15 protein-coding genes are annotated in these 16075 nt (G+C 74.5%); 5 read left to right on the forward strand and 10 right to left on the reverse strand.

Annotated elements, in window-relative coordinates; translation table 11 throughout:
* Positions 1–3: 3 nt before the first annotated feature.
* The 4 genes from B056_RS0128270 to hemL all read right to left on the reverse strand — a co-directional run bounded on the left by B056_RS0128270 (position 4) and on the right by hemL (position 3726).
* Positions 4–561: a TlpA family protein disulfide reductase gene (locus B056_RS0128270; protein ID WP_020572752.1), complete on the reverse strand. Its 558-nt coding sequence runs from the start codon at positions 559–561 to the stop codon at positions 4–6.
* Positions 562–771: 210 nt separating this feature from the next.
* A complete protein-coding gene (locus B056_RS0128275) occupies positions 772–1683 on the reverse strand; it encodes a methyltransferase domain-containing protein (protein ID WP_018505204.1) in 912 nt (303 codons plus the stop codon).
* A gap of 22 nt (positions 1684–1705) precedes the next feature.
* Positions 1706–2380: a histidine phosphatase family protein gene (locus B056_RS0128280; protein WP_018505205.1), complete on the reverse strand. Its 675-nt coding sequence runs from the start codon at positions 2378–2380 to the stop codon at positions 1706–1708.
* On the reverse strand, positions 2377–3726 hold the full coding sequence (gene hemL, locus B056_RS0128285; RefSeq protein ID WP_026240232.1) for a glutamate-1-semialdehyde 2,1-aminomutase: 1350 nt from the start codon (positions 3724–3726) through the stop codon (positions 2377–2379). Before hemL ends, B056_RS0128280 begins: the two co-directional genes overlap by 4 nt.
* A gap of 508 nt (positions 3727–4234) precedes the next feature.
* Here hemL and B056_RS0128290 point away from each other — a divergent pair.
* The 4 genes from B056_RS0128290 (at position 4235) to B056_RS0128305 (ending at position 7615) form a co-directional block, all read left to right on the forward strand.
* Entirely contained in the window at positions 4235–4996 is a 762-nt protein-coding gene (locus tag B056_RS0128290) for a PadR family transcriptional regulator (protein WP_018505207.1), read from the forward strand.
* A 304-nt stretch (positions 4997–5300) separates the two neighbouring features.
* A complete protein-coding gene (locus tag B056_RS0128295) occupies positions 5301–6416 on the forward strand; it encodes an ATP-binding cassette domain-containing protein (protein WP_018505208.1) in 1116 nt (371 codons plus the stop codon).
* Positions 6413–7246 (forward strand): ABC transporter permease, encoded by an 834-nt coding sequence (locus tag B056_RS0128300; RefSeq protein WP_018505209.1) that lies wholly within the window; start codon positions 6413–6415, stop codon positions 7244–7246. The genes B056_RS0128295 and B056_RS0128300 overlap by 4 nt, the downstream gene beginning before the upstream one ends.
* Positions 7247–7390: 144 nt before the next feature.
* On the forward strand, positions 7391–7615 hold the full coding sequence (locus B056_RS0128305) for a heavy-metal-associated domain-containing protein (RefSeq protein ID WP_018505210.1): 225 nt from the start codon (positions 7391–7393) through the stop codon (positions 7613–7615).
* Between the two features lie 106 nt (positions 7616–7721).
* Here the strand turns inward: B056_RS0128305 and hemB are convergent, their stop codons facing one another.
* The 6 genes from hemB to B056_RS44900 form a co-directional block, all read right to left on the reverse strand.
* Positions 7722–8738 (reverse strand): porphobilinogen synthase, encoded by a 1017-nt coding sequence (gene hemB / locus B056_RS0128310; RefSeq protein ID WP_018505211.1) that lies wholly within the window; start codon positions 8736–8738, stop codon positions 7722–7724.
* A complete protein-coding gene (locus B056_RS0128315; protein ID WP_018505212.1) occupies positions 8735–10549 on the reverse strand; it encodes a bifunctional uroporphyrinogen-III C-methyltransferase/uroporphyrinogen-III synthase in 1815 nt (604 codons plus the stop codon). The genes hemB and B056_RS0128315 overlap by 4 nt, the downstream gene beginning before the upstream one ends.
* A 2-nt stretch (positions 10550–10551) precedes the next feature.
* Positions 10552–11652, reverse strand: coding sequence for a hydroxymethylbilane synthase (hemC, locus tag B056_RS0128320; RefSeq protein WP_026240233.1), 1101 nt, complete (start codon positions 11650–11652; stop codon positions 10552–10554).
* Positions 11649–13079 carry a glutamyl-tRNA reductase gene (locus tag B056_RS0128325; RefSeq protein ID WP_018505214.1) on the reverse strand — a complete coding sequence of 477 codons (1431 nt, stop codon included), beginning with the start codon at positions 13077–13079 and terminating at the stop codon, positions 11649–11651. Before B056_RS0128325 ends, hemC begins: the two co-directional genes overlap by 4 nt.
* Entirely contained in the window at positions 13076–13972 is an 897-nt protein-coding gene (locus B056_RS0128330; protein WP_026240234.1) for a redox-sensing transcriptional repressor Rex, read from the reverse strand. The genes B056_RS0128325 and B056_RS0128330 overlap by 4 nt, the downstream gene beginning before the upstream one ends.
* Before the next feature lie 169 nt (positions 13973–14141).
* Complete coding sequence (locus B056_RS44900) at positions 14142–14645, reverse strand: glutaredoxin family protein (RefSeq protein WP_018505215.1); 504 nt, start codon at positions 14643–14645, stop codon at positions 14142–14144.
* Between the two features lie 338 nt (positions 14646–14983).
* Between B056_RS44900 and B056_RS38315 the strand changes: the two genes are divergently transcribed.
* On the forward strand, positions 14984–15988 hold the full coding sequence (locus B056_RS38315) for a sigma-70 family RNA polymerase sigma factor (protein ID WP_018505216.1): 1005 nt from the start codon (positions 14984–14986) through the stop codon (positions 15986–15988).
* The last annotated feature ends 87 nt before the right edge of the window (positions 15989–16075 follow it).

Consider the following 16075-nt stretch of genomic DNA (forward strand, 5'->3'; position numbering starts at 1 on the left):
AGCTCAGACCTCCGTCCGGAGCCGGTCGAGCACGGTGGTGAGCTCCGCCGGCAGCACGCCGCCGGTGAAGCGCGCGGCGATGCGGCCGTTCGCGTCGAGCACGAAGGTCGACGGCAGGCCCGGGGCGACCGGCCAGCCGGCGGCCAGCGTGCCGAGCCGGTCGACGACGCTCGGGTAGCCGACCTTGAAGTCGCGGGTGAACGCCTTCGCGCTGGAGGCGTTGTCCTTCTCGTTCACCCCGACGAAGGCGACGGCCGGGTTCTCGCCGGCGAGTGTGACGAGACCGGGGGTCTCCGCCCGGCAAGGGGCACACCAAGAGGCCCAGAAGTTCACCACGACGGGCTTGCCACGCAGCGCGGCGAGGTCGAGCTGGCTCCCGTCGAGCGTCTTGCCCGCCATCGCCGGCGGTTCCCGGCGGTCCGCGGCGGGCACGAAGTCCTGCCCGGGTGCCTGTTGGACGAATCCGTAGCCCCCGCCGCCCGTGGCGTCGACCTTGCTCGCGTTCGCCGAGCAGGCCGCGAGCCCGCCGCCGACCAGCAGTGCGACGGCGACCACGGCCATCACGCGGCGTCCCCGCCCAGTGTCCCGCTCCCAGCCCAGGATGAGCCCGCTCCCTTCGGCGCCGCCGACCTTCTACGACCAAGCGTAGAACTACGCCCTCCAGAGTAGGTGCCCCGTGTGCCGCACGCGTCAGGGCTTGGCCGCGCAGGCCCCGGACATCCGTCCCGGGACCTTCGACCCGGCCGGCCGGGGATGGCCGTGATCTTCGTTCTACCGCTGGGCGGCCGTGGGGCCGACGGTCGCGCGGTGCAGGACGAAGGAGGCGGTGACGTCCAGCGTGGCCCGGCCGGGGGGCCACGCCGCGACCAGGCGCCGGTGCAGCTCGGGCCGGCCCGTGTGGTGCCCGGTGGGGCCCATGAGAGCCACGTCGACGGCCTCGTCCACGCCGAGCCGGAGGGTGCGGGTCAGCGTCTCCGCGGCGAGCCGGTCGAACCGGCCGGACAGCTCGTCCGCCAGCCGTTCCCGCTTGCCGGGCTGGACGCCGACCAGCCCGAGCGGCTCCCGCAGCTCCGCCAGGTGGCCCTCGCCGGGAGTCACCAGGAGCAGCGTGCCCCCGGGCCGCAGCAGCCGGCGCATCTCGGCGAGGTCGCGCGGCGCGAAGACGTCCAGCAGGACGTCGACGGACGCGTCCGGCAGCGGCCAGCGGTCGACCACGTCGAAGGCCACGGCGCCGATCCGCGGATGGGCGCGGGCCGCGCGGCGCAGCGCGTACTTCGACACGTCCACGGCGATCCCGAACCGTCGCGGCGCCGCGTCGACGACGGCCGCGAGGTGGTGGGCGGTGCCGGCGCCGATCTCCAGCACGACCTCGGGCGCGCCGGGTGGATTCCCTTCCACCGCCTGGGCGGTGGCGAGCTGGACCAGGCGGGCGGTGAGCGGCGCGTAGTGGCCACGCCCGAGGAAGTCGACCCGGGCCTGGACCATCTCGGCCGTGTCGCCGGACACCCGGCGGGCCCGGCCCGTGCGCAGGTTCAGGTAGCCGGACCGCTCGACGTCGAACGAGTGCCCCGCGGCACACCGCACAGCGCCTGCCGGGCCCGCCGGGCCCGCCGACCCGGCCGGGTCGGCCAGGGGCGCCACGCAGACGGGGCACCGCAGCGGGCGCAGGGCAGGATGGATCATCCGGCGCGGTCGGGGGCGGCCCTCACGCGCCGACGGAGCCGGGCGCGTTGGCGGTGGGCCCGTTGGGCTCGCTGTACTCCACCCGGAGGAGCTCCCCGGACACGTAGACGGCCGAGGTGACGCTCGCCAACGCGCACTGCCGCCGGTCCGGACGGTGCCACAGGTGCTGCTCCTCCAGCGCGCGCCGGGCGATCCACACCGGAAGCTGATGGCTGACCAGGACGACGTGCCGGCCCCGATAGGCGTCCCGCCACTCGGCGACACTGCCGAGCATGCGCCCGGCGATCTCCGTGTACGGCTCGCCCCAGGACGGCGTCAGCGGGTTGCGCAGCAGCTTCCACATCGCCGGATAGCGGAACACCGCCGGGCCCGCCTCGAAGGTCCGGCCCTCGAACGCGTTGCGGCTCTCGATCAGCCGCGGGTCGACCTGCAACGGCACGCCGTGCGCCTCGGCGATCGGGGTGGCGGTCTGCCGCGCCCGGTCCAGCGGGCTCGCCACCACCGCGGCGACGTCGAAGCCGGCCAGGTACTCGGCGGTGACCTTGGCCTGCCGCTCGCCGGTCTCGGAGAGCCGGTAGCCGGGCAGCCGGCCGTAGAGCACCTTGCTCGGGTTGAACACCTCGCCGTGCCGGACGAGGTGCACGGTGGTGACCTCCGGCCCGGTGCTGCGGGACCCGGTGGTGCGGTGCCCGCTCACTCGGCTCCCCCGCCGACCGCGACCGGCGCGCCCACCGCGGCGGCGGCCCGGGCGGCCGCCGGTGCCGCGGCGGCGATCTGCTCGACCGCCTCGTCGTCGTGCGCCGCCGAGACGAACCACGCCTCGAAAGCCGACGGCGGCAGGTAGACCCCCGCGTCGAGCATGGAGTGGAAGAAGGCGGCGTAGCGCTCGCTGGCCTGCCGTTTCGCGCCGGCGTAGTCGATGACCGCCGTCGCGTCGGTGAAGAACACACTGAACAGCGAACCCGCGCTGTTCAGCAGGTGCGGGACGCCCTGCTCGTTCAGGGCGGTGGAGACGATGCCGGCGACGTCGGCGGCGCGCGCGTCGACCGTCGCGTAGACCTCGTCGGTGCAGGCGCGCAGCGTGGCGAGCCCGGCGGCCACCGCGAGCGGGTTCCCGGAGAGGGTGCCGGCCTGGTAGACGGGGCCGGCGGGGGCCAGTCGGGCCATCACGTCCGCCCGGCCGCCGAAGGCCGCGGCCGGCAGGCCGCCGCCCATCACCTTGCCGAAGGTGAACAGGTCGGGCACCCAGCCCTCCACCGCGCCCTCCAGGCCCCACCAGCCGGCGCGGGAGACCCGGAACCCGGTCATCACCTCGTCGAACACCAGCAGGGCTCCGTGGGCGTCGCACAGCCGGCGCAGGCCGGCGTTGAAGCCGGGCAGCGGCGGGACGACCCCCATGTTCGCCGCCACCGACTCGGTGATGACCGCCGCGATCGTGTCGCCGCGCTCGGCGAAGGTCGCCTCGACCAGGGCGAGGTCGTTGTAGGGCAGGACGATCGTGTCGGCGGTCGCCGCGCCGGTGACGCCCGGGGTGTCGGGCAGGCCGAGGGTCGCCACCCCGGAGCCGGCCGACGCGAGCAGCGCGTCGACGTGCCCGTGGTAGCAGCCCGCGAACTTGACGACCGTGGGACGTCCGGTGAACCCCCGGGCCAGCCGGATCGCGCTCATCGTCGCCTCGGTGCCGGAGTTCACCAGGCGTACCTGCTCGACCGGGGCCACCCGCTCGACGATGAGCTCCGCGAGCTCGACCTCGCCGGGGGTGGGGGTGCCGAAGCTGGTGCCCAGGGCGGCGGCCGCCGTGATCGCCCGGACCACGTCGGGATGGGCGTGGCCCAGGATCATCGGACCCCAGGAGCACACGAGGTCCACGTAGGTACGGCCGTCGGCGTCGACGAGCCGCGGGCCGGACCCGGAGGTCATGAAGCGGGGCGTGCCCCCGACGGCGCGGAAGGCACGCACCGGCGAGTTCACCCCGCCGGGGACGACCCGCTGGGCCCGCCGGAAGAGATCATCGGATGCGGGTGCGGTAGACGGAACCACCATGCCCCGATCCTCGCAGGTCTCGCCGCGGGACCGCGCCCGGCACCGGGCTGGCGCGGGAAGGTCGGCACCGACCGAGGCCGCCGGCGGACGGGGGTCTGCCCCGGCCGCCCACCGGCGGCGGCTCCCGGTTACCAACTTTCGTCCCGACCCGGTGCCTGAGCACCGGGGACGAACCAGACCCTGAGCGTTCACCGGCCCGGGTCTTGCTTGGCCGCCAGTGACGATGGTATGCCCCCGCCGCGCACTCGGCGGTCGCCCGGCGGACCTTGCGGGCCCGGTGAATGTCCTGATAATGCCGGAACCGGGCCCGGGGTGCCGCCGACCACCCCGATGATCGATAGGCGCGGTTGTCCTAGGCGACCTTCCCCACACGGGCCACCGGCCCGACTCCCCCACCGCCCCGGGAACGGAGGTTGACCTTCAGCCATCCGAACCCTGATACTCGGCGACGAGTAATCGGCACCAAGCAGCCCGAAAACGCCCGCCGCGGATGGATGTCGGAGGACCCATGGCCCGGCGCAGGATGTCGAATCCGCTCGCCCTGGCCGTCCTGGCCCTGCTGAACGAGCGGCCGATGCACCCGTACGAGATCTCGACGACGCTGCGCGAGCGGCGCAAGGCCGACAGCATCAAGCTCAACTTCGGCTCGCTCTACACGGTCGTCGAGAGCCTGGAGCGCGCCGGCTGCATCGTCGCGACCAGGACGGTGCGTGAGGGCCGCCGCCCGGAGCGGACGATCTACGCGATCACCGACGCCGGGCAGGTCGAGCTGGACGACTGGATGGCGGAGCTCGTCAGCACTCCCGTCAAGGAGTACACCCGCTTCGAGGCTGCCCTCTCGCTGCTTCCCGTGCTGCCGGTGGACGACGCCGTCCGCATGCTGAGCGAGCGGCGGCAGCGCCTGCTCGAGGAGGCGGAGGCGGCGAAGGCCACCGCGCGGCTGGCCAAGGTCGAGAACCTGCCCCGGATCTTCCGCCTGGAGGGCGAGTACGTCGACGCCCTGCGGGACGCCGAGCTGCGCTTCGTGGACGCCCTCATCACCTCGATCACCACCCGCGAGCTGGACGGCATCGAGCTCTGGGACGTCTTCCACGTCGACGCCACCCGGCCGGAGGAGATGGACGCGCTGGTCACCGCGGCGAAGAAGAAGATCGCCGGAGGCCGGTGGGGCGAGCTGACACCGGCGCTGCTCGCCGAGATGGAGACGCTCTCCGGCCAGCCCGCGGCGATCGAGGGCGGCGGCGACGCCACCGACGGGGGGTCACGATGACGACGTGACGACGGGTCCCCGGCGCCGGTGCGGCAACACCGGCGCCGGGGACCCGCCCGGCGAGCGCGCCCGACCTCGCGGTGTCTCCACCGCGCGTACCGGACACCTTCCCAGGTCGACGATAACCGTCCCTGGTACGCGGCAAGGCCGGCTCCGCTCGCCCCGAACGGCGGCGCCGACCGCGTCCGGCCCCGGACAGGGGCCGGACGCGGTCGGCGCACGCCCTGACAGCGGCCGCACCGGGATCACCCGGCCGGCCTGGGCCCGCCGCCCGACCGGGCGGCATCACCACCAGGGACATCGAATGGCAGCACCGTCCGACGCGACCGCCGTACCCGCCGCGGGCGCGACACCCCGGGGGGCCGCGGGCCCGACCGGCCCGACCGGCCCGACCGCGGCGATAACCGTCGCCGACCTGCACAAGTCCTACCCCGGCCGCGGACGCGGGTCCCGGCCCGTCCCGGCCCTGGCCGGCATCGGGTTCACGGTTCCGGCGGGAACGGTGTTCGGCCTGCTCGGGCCGAACGGGGCCGGCAAGTCGACCACCGTCAAGATCCTCAGCACGCTGTCCCGCGCGGACTCGGGCACGGCCAGCGTCGCCGGTCACGACGTCCGGCGCGATCCCGGCCTGGTACGCAGGTCGATCGGCCTGGTCACCCAGAAGTCCGGCGCGGACCTCGACGCCACCGGCCGGGAGAACCTCGGGCTGCAGGGCCGCCTGTACGGGCTGGGCGGCCCCCGGCTGACCCGTCGGGTCGACGAGCTTCTCGACCGTTTCGACCTCGGCCCGGCCGCCGACCGGCTCGCCCGCACCTACTCCGGCGGGATGCTGCGCCGGCTGGACGTCGCCATCGGCCTCGTCCACCGACCGGCCGTGCTGTTCCTCGACGAGCCGACGACGGGCCTGGACCCGCAGGCCCGGTCGGCCATGTGGCGGGAGATCGCCGACCTCACCGCCGACGGGCTGACCATCCTGCTGACCACGCACTACCTCGAGGAGGCCGACCGCCTCGCCGCCAGGGTCGCGATCGTCGAGGGCGGGCGTGTGGTCGTCGAGGGCAGCCCCGACGCGCTGCGCGGCGAGCTGCACGGCGACTCGGTGGACCTCGAGCTCGCCGCCCACCCGCCGGGCGACCCGTCGGACGGCCGGGCGGCCGGGAGCGCCGGGAGTGCCGAGGGCGCCGAGCAGGCGACCCGGGTGAGCGAGCTCCTCTCCGCCGTCCCCGGAGTGCTGGACGTGGCCGTCGAGGGCCGACGGGTCCGCAGCCGGGTGTCCGGCGGCGCCGCGGCCCTGCCGGCGATCATCGCGGCGCTGGACGGCGCCGGGCTGGCGGTGGCGTCGGCGACGATCGCCCGGCCCTCCCTGGACGACGTCTACCTGCGTCACGTGGGGCGCCGCATGCGGGAGGACGCCCGATGAACAGCTCGGTGCTGACGGGCCCGGCGACGGGGAGCGCCGGACCGGTCCGGGTGTCCGGGGGCGGGCAGCTCTCCGCCTTCTTCCTCCGCAACGTGCGCGCGCTGCTGCGCCAGCCGGCCTACCTGTCGATCAGCCTGGTCCAGGCGGTGGTGTGGCTGCCGCTCTTCGGGTCGCTGTTCCGCGGAATCGCGGACATACCCGGATTCGGCGACGACTCCTACTTCGACTACCTGACACCGGGCGTGGTGATGATGTCGGCGTTCTTCAGCGCCGGCTGGGCCGGGATGGGCTTCATCACCGACATGGAGCGCGGGGTCATGGACCGCATCCTCGCCGCCCCGGCGAGCCGCTGGGCGATCATCGGTGGCTGTCTGGCCTACCAGGCCCTGATGACGACCGCGCAGACCGTGATCATCCTGCTGCTCGGCTGGGCGCTGGGAACCGACTACGGGGGCGGTGCCGTCGGACTCCTGGTCCTGGTCCTGGTCCTGGTCGCGATCGCGCTCGGCACCGTGGTCGCCGCGCTGTCCATGGCGCTGGCACTGCTCGTCCGCCGGGAGGAGTCACTGGTCGCGGCGACCAACTTCCTCGCGCTGCCGCTTACCTTCCTCTCGACGGCGATGATGTCCCGCGACCTGCTGCCCGGCTGGATCCGGCCGATCGCGCTGGCGAACCCGCTGGACTGGGCCGTCTCCGCCGCCCGGGAGAGCATCACGGCCGACCCGAACTGGGCACTGGCCGGCTGGCGCGTGGCCGCCCTGGCCGCCGCCGCCCTCACCGCCACCGCCCTGGCCACCCGGGCCTTCCGCGCCTACCAACGCTCGCTCTGACGGTCCCCGTCGTCCTGGAACCTCGCGGTCTCCCCCTGTGGGCCGGGCGACGCGCCGGTGAACCCTACGGGGGGAGGGTATGAGCGTAGGGTTCGGTGAGTATCGGGAATCGCTCGGACGAAAGCATCGCGAGGAGGCGTCGCCATGTCCGTCACCAGCATCGTGACCACTTACAGCGTCACCGGGATGACCTGCGGGCACTGCGCCGCGGCGGTCAGCGAGGAGATCTCGCGGCTGCCGGTGGTCACGTCCGTGGACGCTGACGCTCCCAGTGGCCGGGTCGCCGTGACGAGCACCGGCGAGCTGGACGACGCCGCCATCCAGGCCGCCGTCGAGGAGGCCGGTTACACCCTGACCGGCCGCCTCTGACCAAGGCCCTGGCCGCGGCCCGGGCTTCGACGCCGATCTGACGTGGCGGGTGAGTGAGCCCGCGGGCTCACTCACCCGCCACGCGTCGTCTCGCCCGGACTGGCGGCTAGCGGTGGGAGGACAGCCGTTGCGCGATCTCGGTCGCCCAGTAGGTGAGGATGATGTCGGCGCCCGCGCGGTGGATGGCGGTGAGGGTCTCCATGATGACGCGGTCGCGGTCGAGCCAGCCGTTGGCCGCGGCGGCCTCGACCATCGCGAACTCGCCGGAGACCTGGTAGGCGGCGACCGGCACGTCCACCGAGTCGGCGACCGCGCGCAGGACGTCCAGGTAGGCCAGGGCGGGCTTGACCATCACGGCGTCCGCGCCCTCGGCCAGGTCCAGCGCCACCTCGCGCAGCGCCTCGCCGGCCGAGCGAGCCGGATCCTGCTGGTAGCCGGCCCGGTCGCCGAACTGGGGGGCGCACAGGGCGGCCTCCCGGAACGGCCCGTAGAACGCCGAGGCGTACTTCGCCGAGTAGGCCATGATCGGGATGTCGGTGTGGCCGCCGCCGTCCAACGCGGCGCGGATCGCCGCGACCTGGCCGTCCATCATGCCGCTGGGGGCGATCATCTCGACCCCGGCGGCGGCCTGGGCCAGCGCGATCTCGCCGTAGCGGACCAGGGTCGCGTCGTTGTCCACCTCGCCCGCGGCCGTGAGCAGGCCGCAGTGACCGTGGTCGGTGTACTCGTCCAGGCACAGGTCGGCCATGATCACCGTGTCGCCGCCGACCTCGGACACCAGGTCGGCGAGGGCGAGCTGGACGATGCCGGCCGGGTCGTCGGCGGACGAGCCGCGGGCGTCCTTGTGCTCGGGCACGCCGAACAGGATGATCCCGCCGACGCCGGCCGTGGCCGCCTCGGCCGCCGCCTTGCGCAGCGAGGAACGGGTGTGCTGCACGACGCCGGGCATCGAGGAGATCGGGACCGGCTCGGTCACGCCCTCCCGGACGAACATCGGCAGGATGAGATCGGCGGGGTGCAGCCGGACGTCGGCCACCATCCGGCGCAGCGCGGTCCCGCGGCGCAGCCGCCGCGGGCGCGCCACGGGGAAACCGGCGGCCGACCGCGCGGGCCCCGCACTCACCGCCGGGAACCCCGGCGCGGCTTGGGCAGCCTGGCGGCCAGCGGGCCGACCTTGCCGAGCTCCTCGCGGTGCTCGGCGGCGAACTCCGCCAGCGAGGCGACGAGCGACGGGATCGACGCCTCGGCCGCCTGGACGTCGACCCGCAGGCCGAGCTCCTGGGCGGTCGCGGCCGTCGCCGGGCCGATCACCGCGATGACCGTGGTCTCGTGCGGCTTGCCGGCGATCCCGACCAGGTTGCGCACCGTGGAGGAGGAGGTGAAGACCACGGCGTCGACCCGGCCGCCCTTGAGGGCCTCGCGGATCGGCGCGGGCGGCGGCGCGGCGCGCACCGTCCGGTAGGCGGTGACGTCGTCCACCTGCCAGCCGCGGTCCTTCACGCCGGCGACGAGGGTGTCGGTGGCGATGTCGGCGCGCGGCAGGAGGACCCGGTCGAGCAGGTCGAGCGAGTCGTCGAACTCGGGCCAGTCCTCGAGCAGGCCCTCGCTGGACTGCTGGCCGGCGGGCACCAGGTCGGGGCGGATACCGAAGGCGCGCAGCGCGTCCGCGGTGGCCTCGCCGATCGCGGCGACCTTGACCCCGGCGAAGGCACGGGCGTCCAGGCTGCGCTCCTCGACCTTCTCCTGCACCGCCTTGACGGCGTTCACCGAGGTGAACGCGACCCACTGGTAACGGCCGGAGACCAGCCCGGTGATGGCGCGCTCCATCGGCGCCGCCGTGCGCGGCGGCTCGACGGCGATCGTCGGCACCTCCAACGGGCTCGCGCCGTGCGCGCGCAGCGAGTCGGAGAGGATCGCCGCCTGCTCTTTCGTCCGGGGCACCAGCACCGTCCAGCCGAACAGGGCGCGGGTCTCCCACCAGGACAGCTTCGCCCGGGTCGCGACGACCGGGCCGACCGAGATGATGACCTCGTTCGGCGGGTTCGCGGTGGCGTTGAGCATCGGCGCGACGTCGGCCTCGATCCGGTCGAGGGTCGAGGCGACGGTGCGCTGGTCGGTGGTCGTGCCGTCGACGGTGACCGCGACGGGGGTGTCGCCGGGGCGGCCGTGCTCGACCAGCGCGGTCGCGACCTTGCCGATCTCGGTGGGGCCGGCGGTGACGATCAGCGTGCCGGGGGCCTGCGCGAGCGCGCCCCAGTCGACGTCGCCCGGAGTGAGGGACACACCGAGACCACCGAAGCCGGTGGGGGTGCCCAGGCCGAGGGGCGCGCCGAAGCCGCCGCCCACCCCCAGCGGGCCGCCGCCCAGGCTCGGCATCGACCGGCCGCCGAGACGGGACGCCCCGAAGGGGGGCGGGTTGAGCGGGCCGACCGGGTCGCCGACGCCGAACGGCGAGGCCGAGGCGACCGAGCCCGAGGACGAGAAGACACCCGACGTGCTGGCGAAGGTGACCGGGCTGCCCGGCGCGACGCCGGCGTAGGTCGCGACGGCGGCGGAGGTCGAGATACCGGGGACCACCCGGTAGGGGATCTTGGCCTTGGCCAGCGACTGCGCGTCCGCCGCGCCGATCCGGGTCAGCCACGGGTCCGAGGCGTAAAGACGGACGACCTTCTCCCCGGCCCGGGCCCGGGTGACGACCGCGGCGGTCGCGGCCTCCGCGTCACGCACCGGCTTCGGGGCGTCGAGGTCGCCGATCCACAGCACCTCGGCGGACAGGGACTCGACCACTTCGGACGGTACGTCCGGGTCGGCGACCACCACGTCGGCAGCGGCGAGGGTCTCCACGGCGAGGACCGTGAGCAGCCCCGGATCACGGGGACCGGCGCCCACCAGCGCGACCGGGGACACGGGCTTCTTCGTACGTCGGGTGGCCATGCTCAGCTTGTTCCCATCAGCGTGTGTGCTCCGGCGGACAACAGCTCGTCCGCGAGGCGCTGCCCGAGCGCCTCCGGGTCGACGGCAGAACCGGTGAGCTCGCGCCGCAGGAACCTGCTTCCGTCCGGCGCGGCGACCACCGCCCGCAGGCTGATCTCACCCACGGCGGGCGCATCGTCACCGCCCGCGACCATGTGTGCGTCGCTACCCGAAAGCACGTGGGCCAGAGCACCCACCGGAGCGGTACAACCGGCCTCGATGCCCGCCAGGAAGGCGCGCTCGGCTCGGACCGCGACGGAGGACGTTGCGTCGTCGAGCACAAACCGTAGCAGCTTGGCGAGTCCCTCATCGACGCCCTGGCCCGTATCTGGTCCGGCCTGGCCGTGAACTGGTCCACCGCCGGATACCGATCCGTAGCCGGCCGCTGATCCGCCGCCGGTCCGGGTGCGCACGCACTCGATCGCCAACGCGCCCTGCCCGGGAGCGGGCAGCATCACCTCGGACGGGATGATCTCGGTGACCGCGTCCAGGCGGTCCAGGCGGTCGAGGCCGGCATGCGCGAGCACCACCGCGTCCACCTCGCCGTCGATGGCCTTCTTGATGCGGGTGTCGACATTGCCGCGGATCGGGACGACCTCGAAGCCGTAGCCGAGCGCGCGCAGCTGGGCGGCCCGCCGCGGCGAGCCCGTACCGACCCGCGCACCCGGGCCCAGCTCGCGCAGCCGCCGGCCGCTGGGCGAGACGAGGACGTCCCGGGGGTCGACCCGCGGCGGGACGGCGGCCAGGACGAGCCCGTCCGGGGTGGCCGTCGGCAGGTCCTTGAGTGAGTGGACGGCGAGGTCGATCTCACCGGCGAGCAGCGCGTCGCGCAGCGCGCTGACGAACACGCCCGTTCCGCCGATCTGGCTGATCGCCGCCTGCGACTGATCACCCGCGGTGACGATCAGGACGAGCTCCACGGGCCGGTTCAGTCGGCTCCGCAGCGTCTCGGCCACTTGCTCGGACTGGGCCCGCGCCAGCGCGGAACGCCGGGTGCCCAGTCGCAGCGGCCGCGTCGCCGGCGTCGCGTCTGCTCGTGCCTCGGGCCCTCGGGTCACTGTCACGTTCTCTCCACCAGATCCAGGTCAGGGGCGGAGACGATGGCCGGCACGTCACGCGGGAGGTCGAAGAGCTCGCGCAGGGCCTCGGCGTAGGAGTCACCGCCAGGCGCCTCGGCGAGCTGCTGGACGCGCACCGTGGGCGCGTGCAGCAGCTTGTCGACGACTCGCCGCACCGTGCCGGAGACCATGTCCCACTCACGGTTGTCAAGGTCGGGCAGGCGGGTGCGCAGCCGGTCCAGCTCGTCGCGCACCACCGCCGCCGCGTGTGCCCGCAGTGCCACCACGGTCGGGGCGACCCGCTCGGCGCGCCGCCGGTCGAGGAACCCGGCCACCTCGGTGGCCACGAGCGCCCGCACGGCCTCCACGTCGTGGGCCACCTGCGCCCCGTCCAGGGCGACCCGCAGGGCCTCGATGTCGATCAGGGTCACCCCGGGGAGCTCGCGCACCGCCGGGTCGATGTCGCGCGGCAGCGCGAGGTCGAGGAAGACCAGCGGCCGAGCACCACGGCCCGCCAGCGAGGCGCGCACCGCGTCGTGGCCGACGACCAGCCCGGCGGCTCCGGTCGAGGAGATCACGAGATCCGCGCGGCCGATCTCGTGCGCGATCTCGGCCAGCCCGACCGCGCGGGCGTCGTGCAGGTCGGCGACCCGGGCCGCGCGGGTCGCCGTCCGGTTCGCGACGACGACGTCACCGGCGCCGGCCCGGCGCACGGTCTGGGCCGCCAGTGAGCCGACCGCGCCGGCCCCGATGATCAGCACTCGGGCCCCGGCGAGCGGGGCGGGGCCGGCCACCTCGACCGGCGCCGTCAGCTCGGGACGCAGCAGTGCCTCCACAGCGTCACCCGGGTCGCGACCAGGGCCCGCCACGGGTTCGACGAGGGCGTCCGGCCGGCGGGCGTGCAGGTCGGAGGCGGCCATCCGGACACCGACCGAGACGATCGAGGCGCCCGCGGCGTCGATGGAGGTCTCGGTGTGGGCCCGCTTGCCGACCCGCAGCGCGGTCTGGAACAGGTTGGCGAGCGTGCCGCTGGTCACCTCCGCGGCCTGGGCCAGCCGGAACGCCGCGCGGACCTGGCCGAGGATCTGCGTCTCGCCGACCAGCATCGAGTCGAGGCCGCAGACCACCGAGAAGAGATGGCTGACCGCGCGCGCCTCGTGATGGACGTACAGGTGCGAGGCGAGATCGGTCAGCGGTACCCCGCACACCCGGCTCAGCTGGTCGGAGATGTCGGCCAGGCCGCCGTGGAAGGTCTCCACCTCGGCGTAGATCTCGGTGCGGTTGCAGGTGGAGAGCAGCACCGCCTCGCTGAGATGATCCGCGGCGACGAGGTCGTGCAGCACCTTCGGCGCGTCGTCGGCGGAGACCGCGGCGAGCTCCAGCAACGAGGTGGGGGCCGTCCGGTGGTTCAGGCCCACCGCGAGCAGGCTCACTGCGCCTCACCCCTGCGCGTGGCGGCCGGCATCGGCACCTCCGGCACCTGCGCCGGCCGCGATTGCCGCGCCACCGGCTGTGCCAGGGGTGACGGTGCCACCCGTGATGACGGTGGCACCATCCGACGGGTCATCCGCACGACCTCACCAGCCTCGTCATCCACGAACCCGCCCGACCCCGGCTGATCGCCGACCACCACGCCCCCCGCGCCGGGGGCCCGGCCTGACGACGGACGTTTACGCGCTTCGTGAAAGGAGAGAATCTGTAGCTCCAGGGCAAGGTCGACCTTACGCACATCCACTCCCTCGGGCACCGAAAGCACCGTGGGGGCGAAGTTCAGGATGCTGGTCACGCCCGCTGCCACGAGGCGGTCGCAGACGCTCTGCGCCGCGGCCGCCGGCGTGGAGATCACGCCGATGGTCACCTGGCAGTCCTCGATGACCGCCTCCAGCTCGTCGACCGGGCGAACGACGACCTCACCGACCCGCTCACCCACCCTGGACGGATCGGCGTCCACCAACGCCGCGATACGGAACCCACGGGCATGGAAGCCGCCATATCCGGCAAGTGCATGCCCGAGGTTACCCACGCCGACGAGGACGACCGAGCGGTCTTCGGTCAGGCCGAGCTCGGCCGATATGCATTCGAGGAGCACACCCACGTCGTAGCCGACTCCGCGGGTGCCGTACGAGCCGAGCTGGGAGAGGTCCTTGCGGACCTTGGCCGACGTCACACCGGCGGCCGCGGCGAGCGTGTCCGATGACACCGTGTGCAGGCCGCGCTCACCGAGTGCCGTCAGCACCCGGAGATAGAGGGGCAACCTGGCCACCGTCGCCTCGGGCACCGGAGACCGCCCCGGCACCCGCCCGGCACCCCGCCGAGGTTGACCCATCCGCGGCTCCCGACGTTGCTCGACAGTGCGGCCCGGCGGCTGTACCGGCACCGACCCCGAAGCCGGCCGGGATGCCGGCCCGGGCCGAGCGGGCGTGCCCGGCCCAGCGGTCACCACGGCCGACGACCGCGTCTGCGGACCCGTCGAGTCTACGACTTCGTGAAGGGATTCACGAAGTTCCCGAGGCAGGGCTCCGGCCGGCCCGCCCTGAGCCACCGGACCTGCCGGTCAGCCAGGACCACCGGTCGCCGGCGAGCGCACGCCGCAGCCGCTGCTCCTCCACCCGCCAGTAGCCGTGCTCCCGGCCGTCGACCAGGATCACCGGCACCCGGTCGCCGTAGGTGTCCGCCGTGCGCGGGTCGGCGTCGACGTCGAGCTCCCGCCAGCCGGCCCCGATGTCGGCGCTCACCCGCTCGATCACCCGGCGCGCGTCGTCACACAGGTGGCAGCCCACCCGGGTGAGCAGGGTGATCCGGACGCCGGGCGCCGCGCCGTCGTCGCCGGCGGCACTGGCACCGCCGGCGGCACTGGCACCGCCGGCGGCACTGGCACCGCCGGCGGCACTGGCACCGCCGGCGACGTGGTCACCGGCGACATGCGCGGGGGTCGATGTGGCCCCTTGGGGGCCCAGTTCACGGTTGGGCCCGGACTCTCCGACGGTGGCCTCGGTCATCCCAGCGACGATAGTCGCCCGTCATGACAGGGATACCGCCGTTCGGGGGCCGCCCCGCCGGTCGCCGGCGGCCCGGGCCGCGGTACGGCCCCCGGCCCCCACCGCCACGCAAACAGCTACAGCCAGCTACTCGACGACTATGGTGGAGTCGTTGTCCGGCCATCCTCCGCCCGCCGGCCGGCACCAAAACACCACCCGCCACCAGGAGAACACGAGAAGTCACCGCGCCACGACGGCAGGTCGGTCGAGATCCACGGCAGCGACCCGACCCGACCCGCCTCGCCACCCTCGCCCGCGAAGATCGCGACCGCCCGCGACGTCCATGTTCGGGAGCCCGCATGCGCCTGCCCGCGGCACCGGCCACCCTGCCGGCGGCACCGGTGGTGGCGTGGTGGGCCCTCGCTCCGGCCGCGGCGCGACTGGCCTTCGCCCCGGCGGCGGGGCGGTGGGCTCCCCCGGCGGTGCCCCGCCGGACTCCCCCGGCGACGCGGTGGGCTCTCGCGGCCGCGCCGTCCCGCCCGGCGCCGTCCCGCGCCGCGCCGTCCCACCCCGACGATCCCTTGGCCGCCGGCATCGCCGTGCTGCGCGCGGAGATCGCCCGGGTTCACCGGACCGGGCTGCTCGGCCTGCTTCCGGTGCTGCTGGGCGCCGCGATGGCCACCGCCCGGACGGCGACCGCGCACTCCACCCGCGTCGAACCGGCGGGGCCGGGTGCCGAGGACGTCCACCCCTTCACCGACGGTCCCGCGGATGGCCTGGGCCTGCCCGACCCGCGCGGCGAGGCCGACCTCGTCGGCCGGGCGACCCGCGGGGAGCGGGAGGCCTTCGGCCTCATCTACGACCGGTACGCCGAGTTCATCTACCGCTACGCCTACTACCGCGTCGGCGGCAACCGCGCGGTCGCCGAGGACGTGGTCTCCGAGACGTTCCTGCGGGCGCTGACCCGGATCTCGACCTTCGAGTGGCAGGGCCGCGACATCGGGGCCTGGCTGGTCACCATCGCCCGCAACCACATCGTGGACCTCGCCCGCTCGGGCCGGGCCCGGCTGGAGTTCCCGACCGCCGACCTGCTCGCGGCGGCCGACGGCCGCCCGGGGGCGGGCGCCGCCGTCCCCGGCCCGGAGGACGCGGTGCTGGCCGCGCTGGACGTCCGCGAGGTGCTCGACGCGCTGGGGACACTGGGGCCGGAGCAGCGAGAGTGCGTCACCCTGCGGTTCCTCGAGGGGCTGTCCGTCCGGGAGACCGCGCGGGCGATGAACAAGAAGGAGGGCGCGGTGCGCGCGCTGCAGCTGCGGGCCGTGCGGGCGCTGGCCCGGCACCTGCCCATGGCCCGCACCGACTGAGACGGCGACCGGCCGCTCGCGCCGACCAACCACGCGCACCGACCAGCCGCTCGCGGTAACCGGTCGTTCGCACCGGATGGCCACGGG

Origin of the sequence: Parafrankia discariae, from assembly GCF_000373365.1 — a bacterium.
GTDB lineage: Bacteria > Actinomycetota > Actinomycetes > Frankiales > Frankiaceae > Parafrankia > Parafrankia discariae.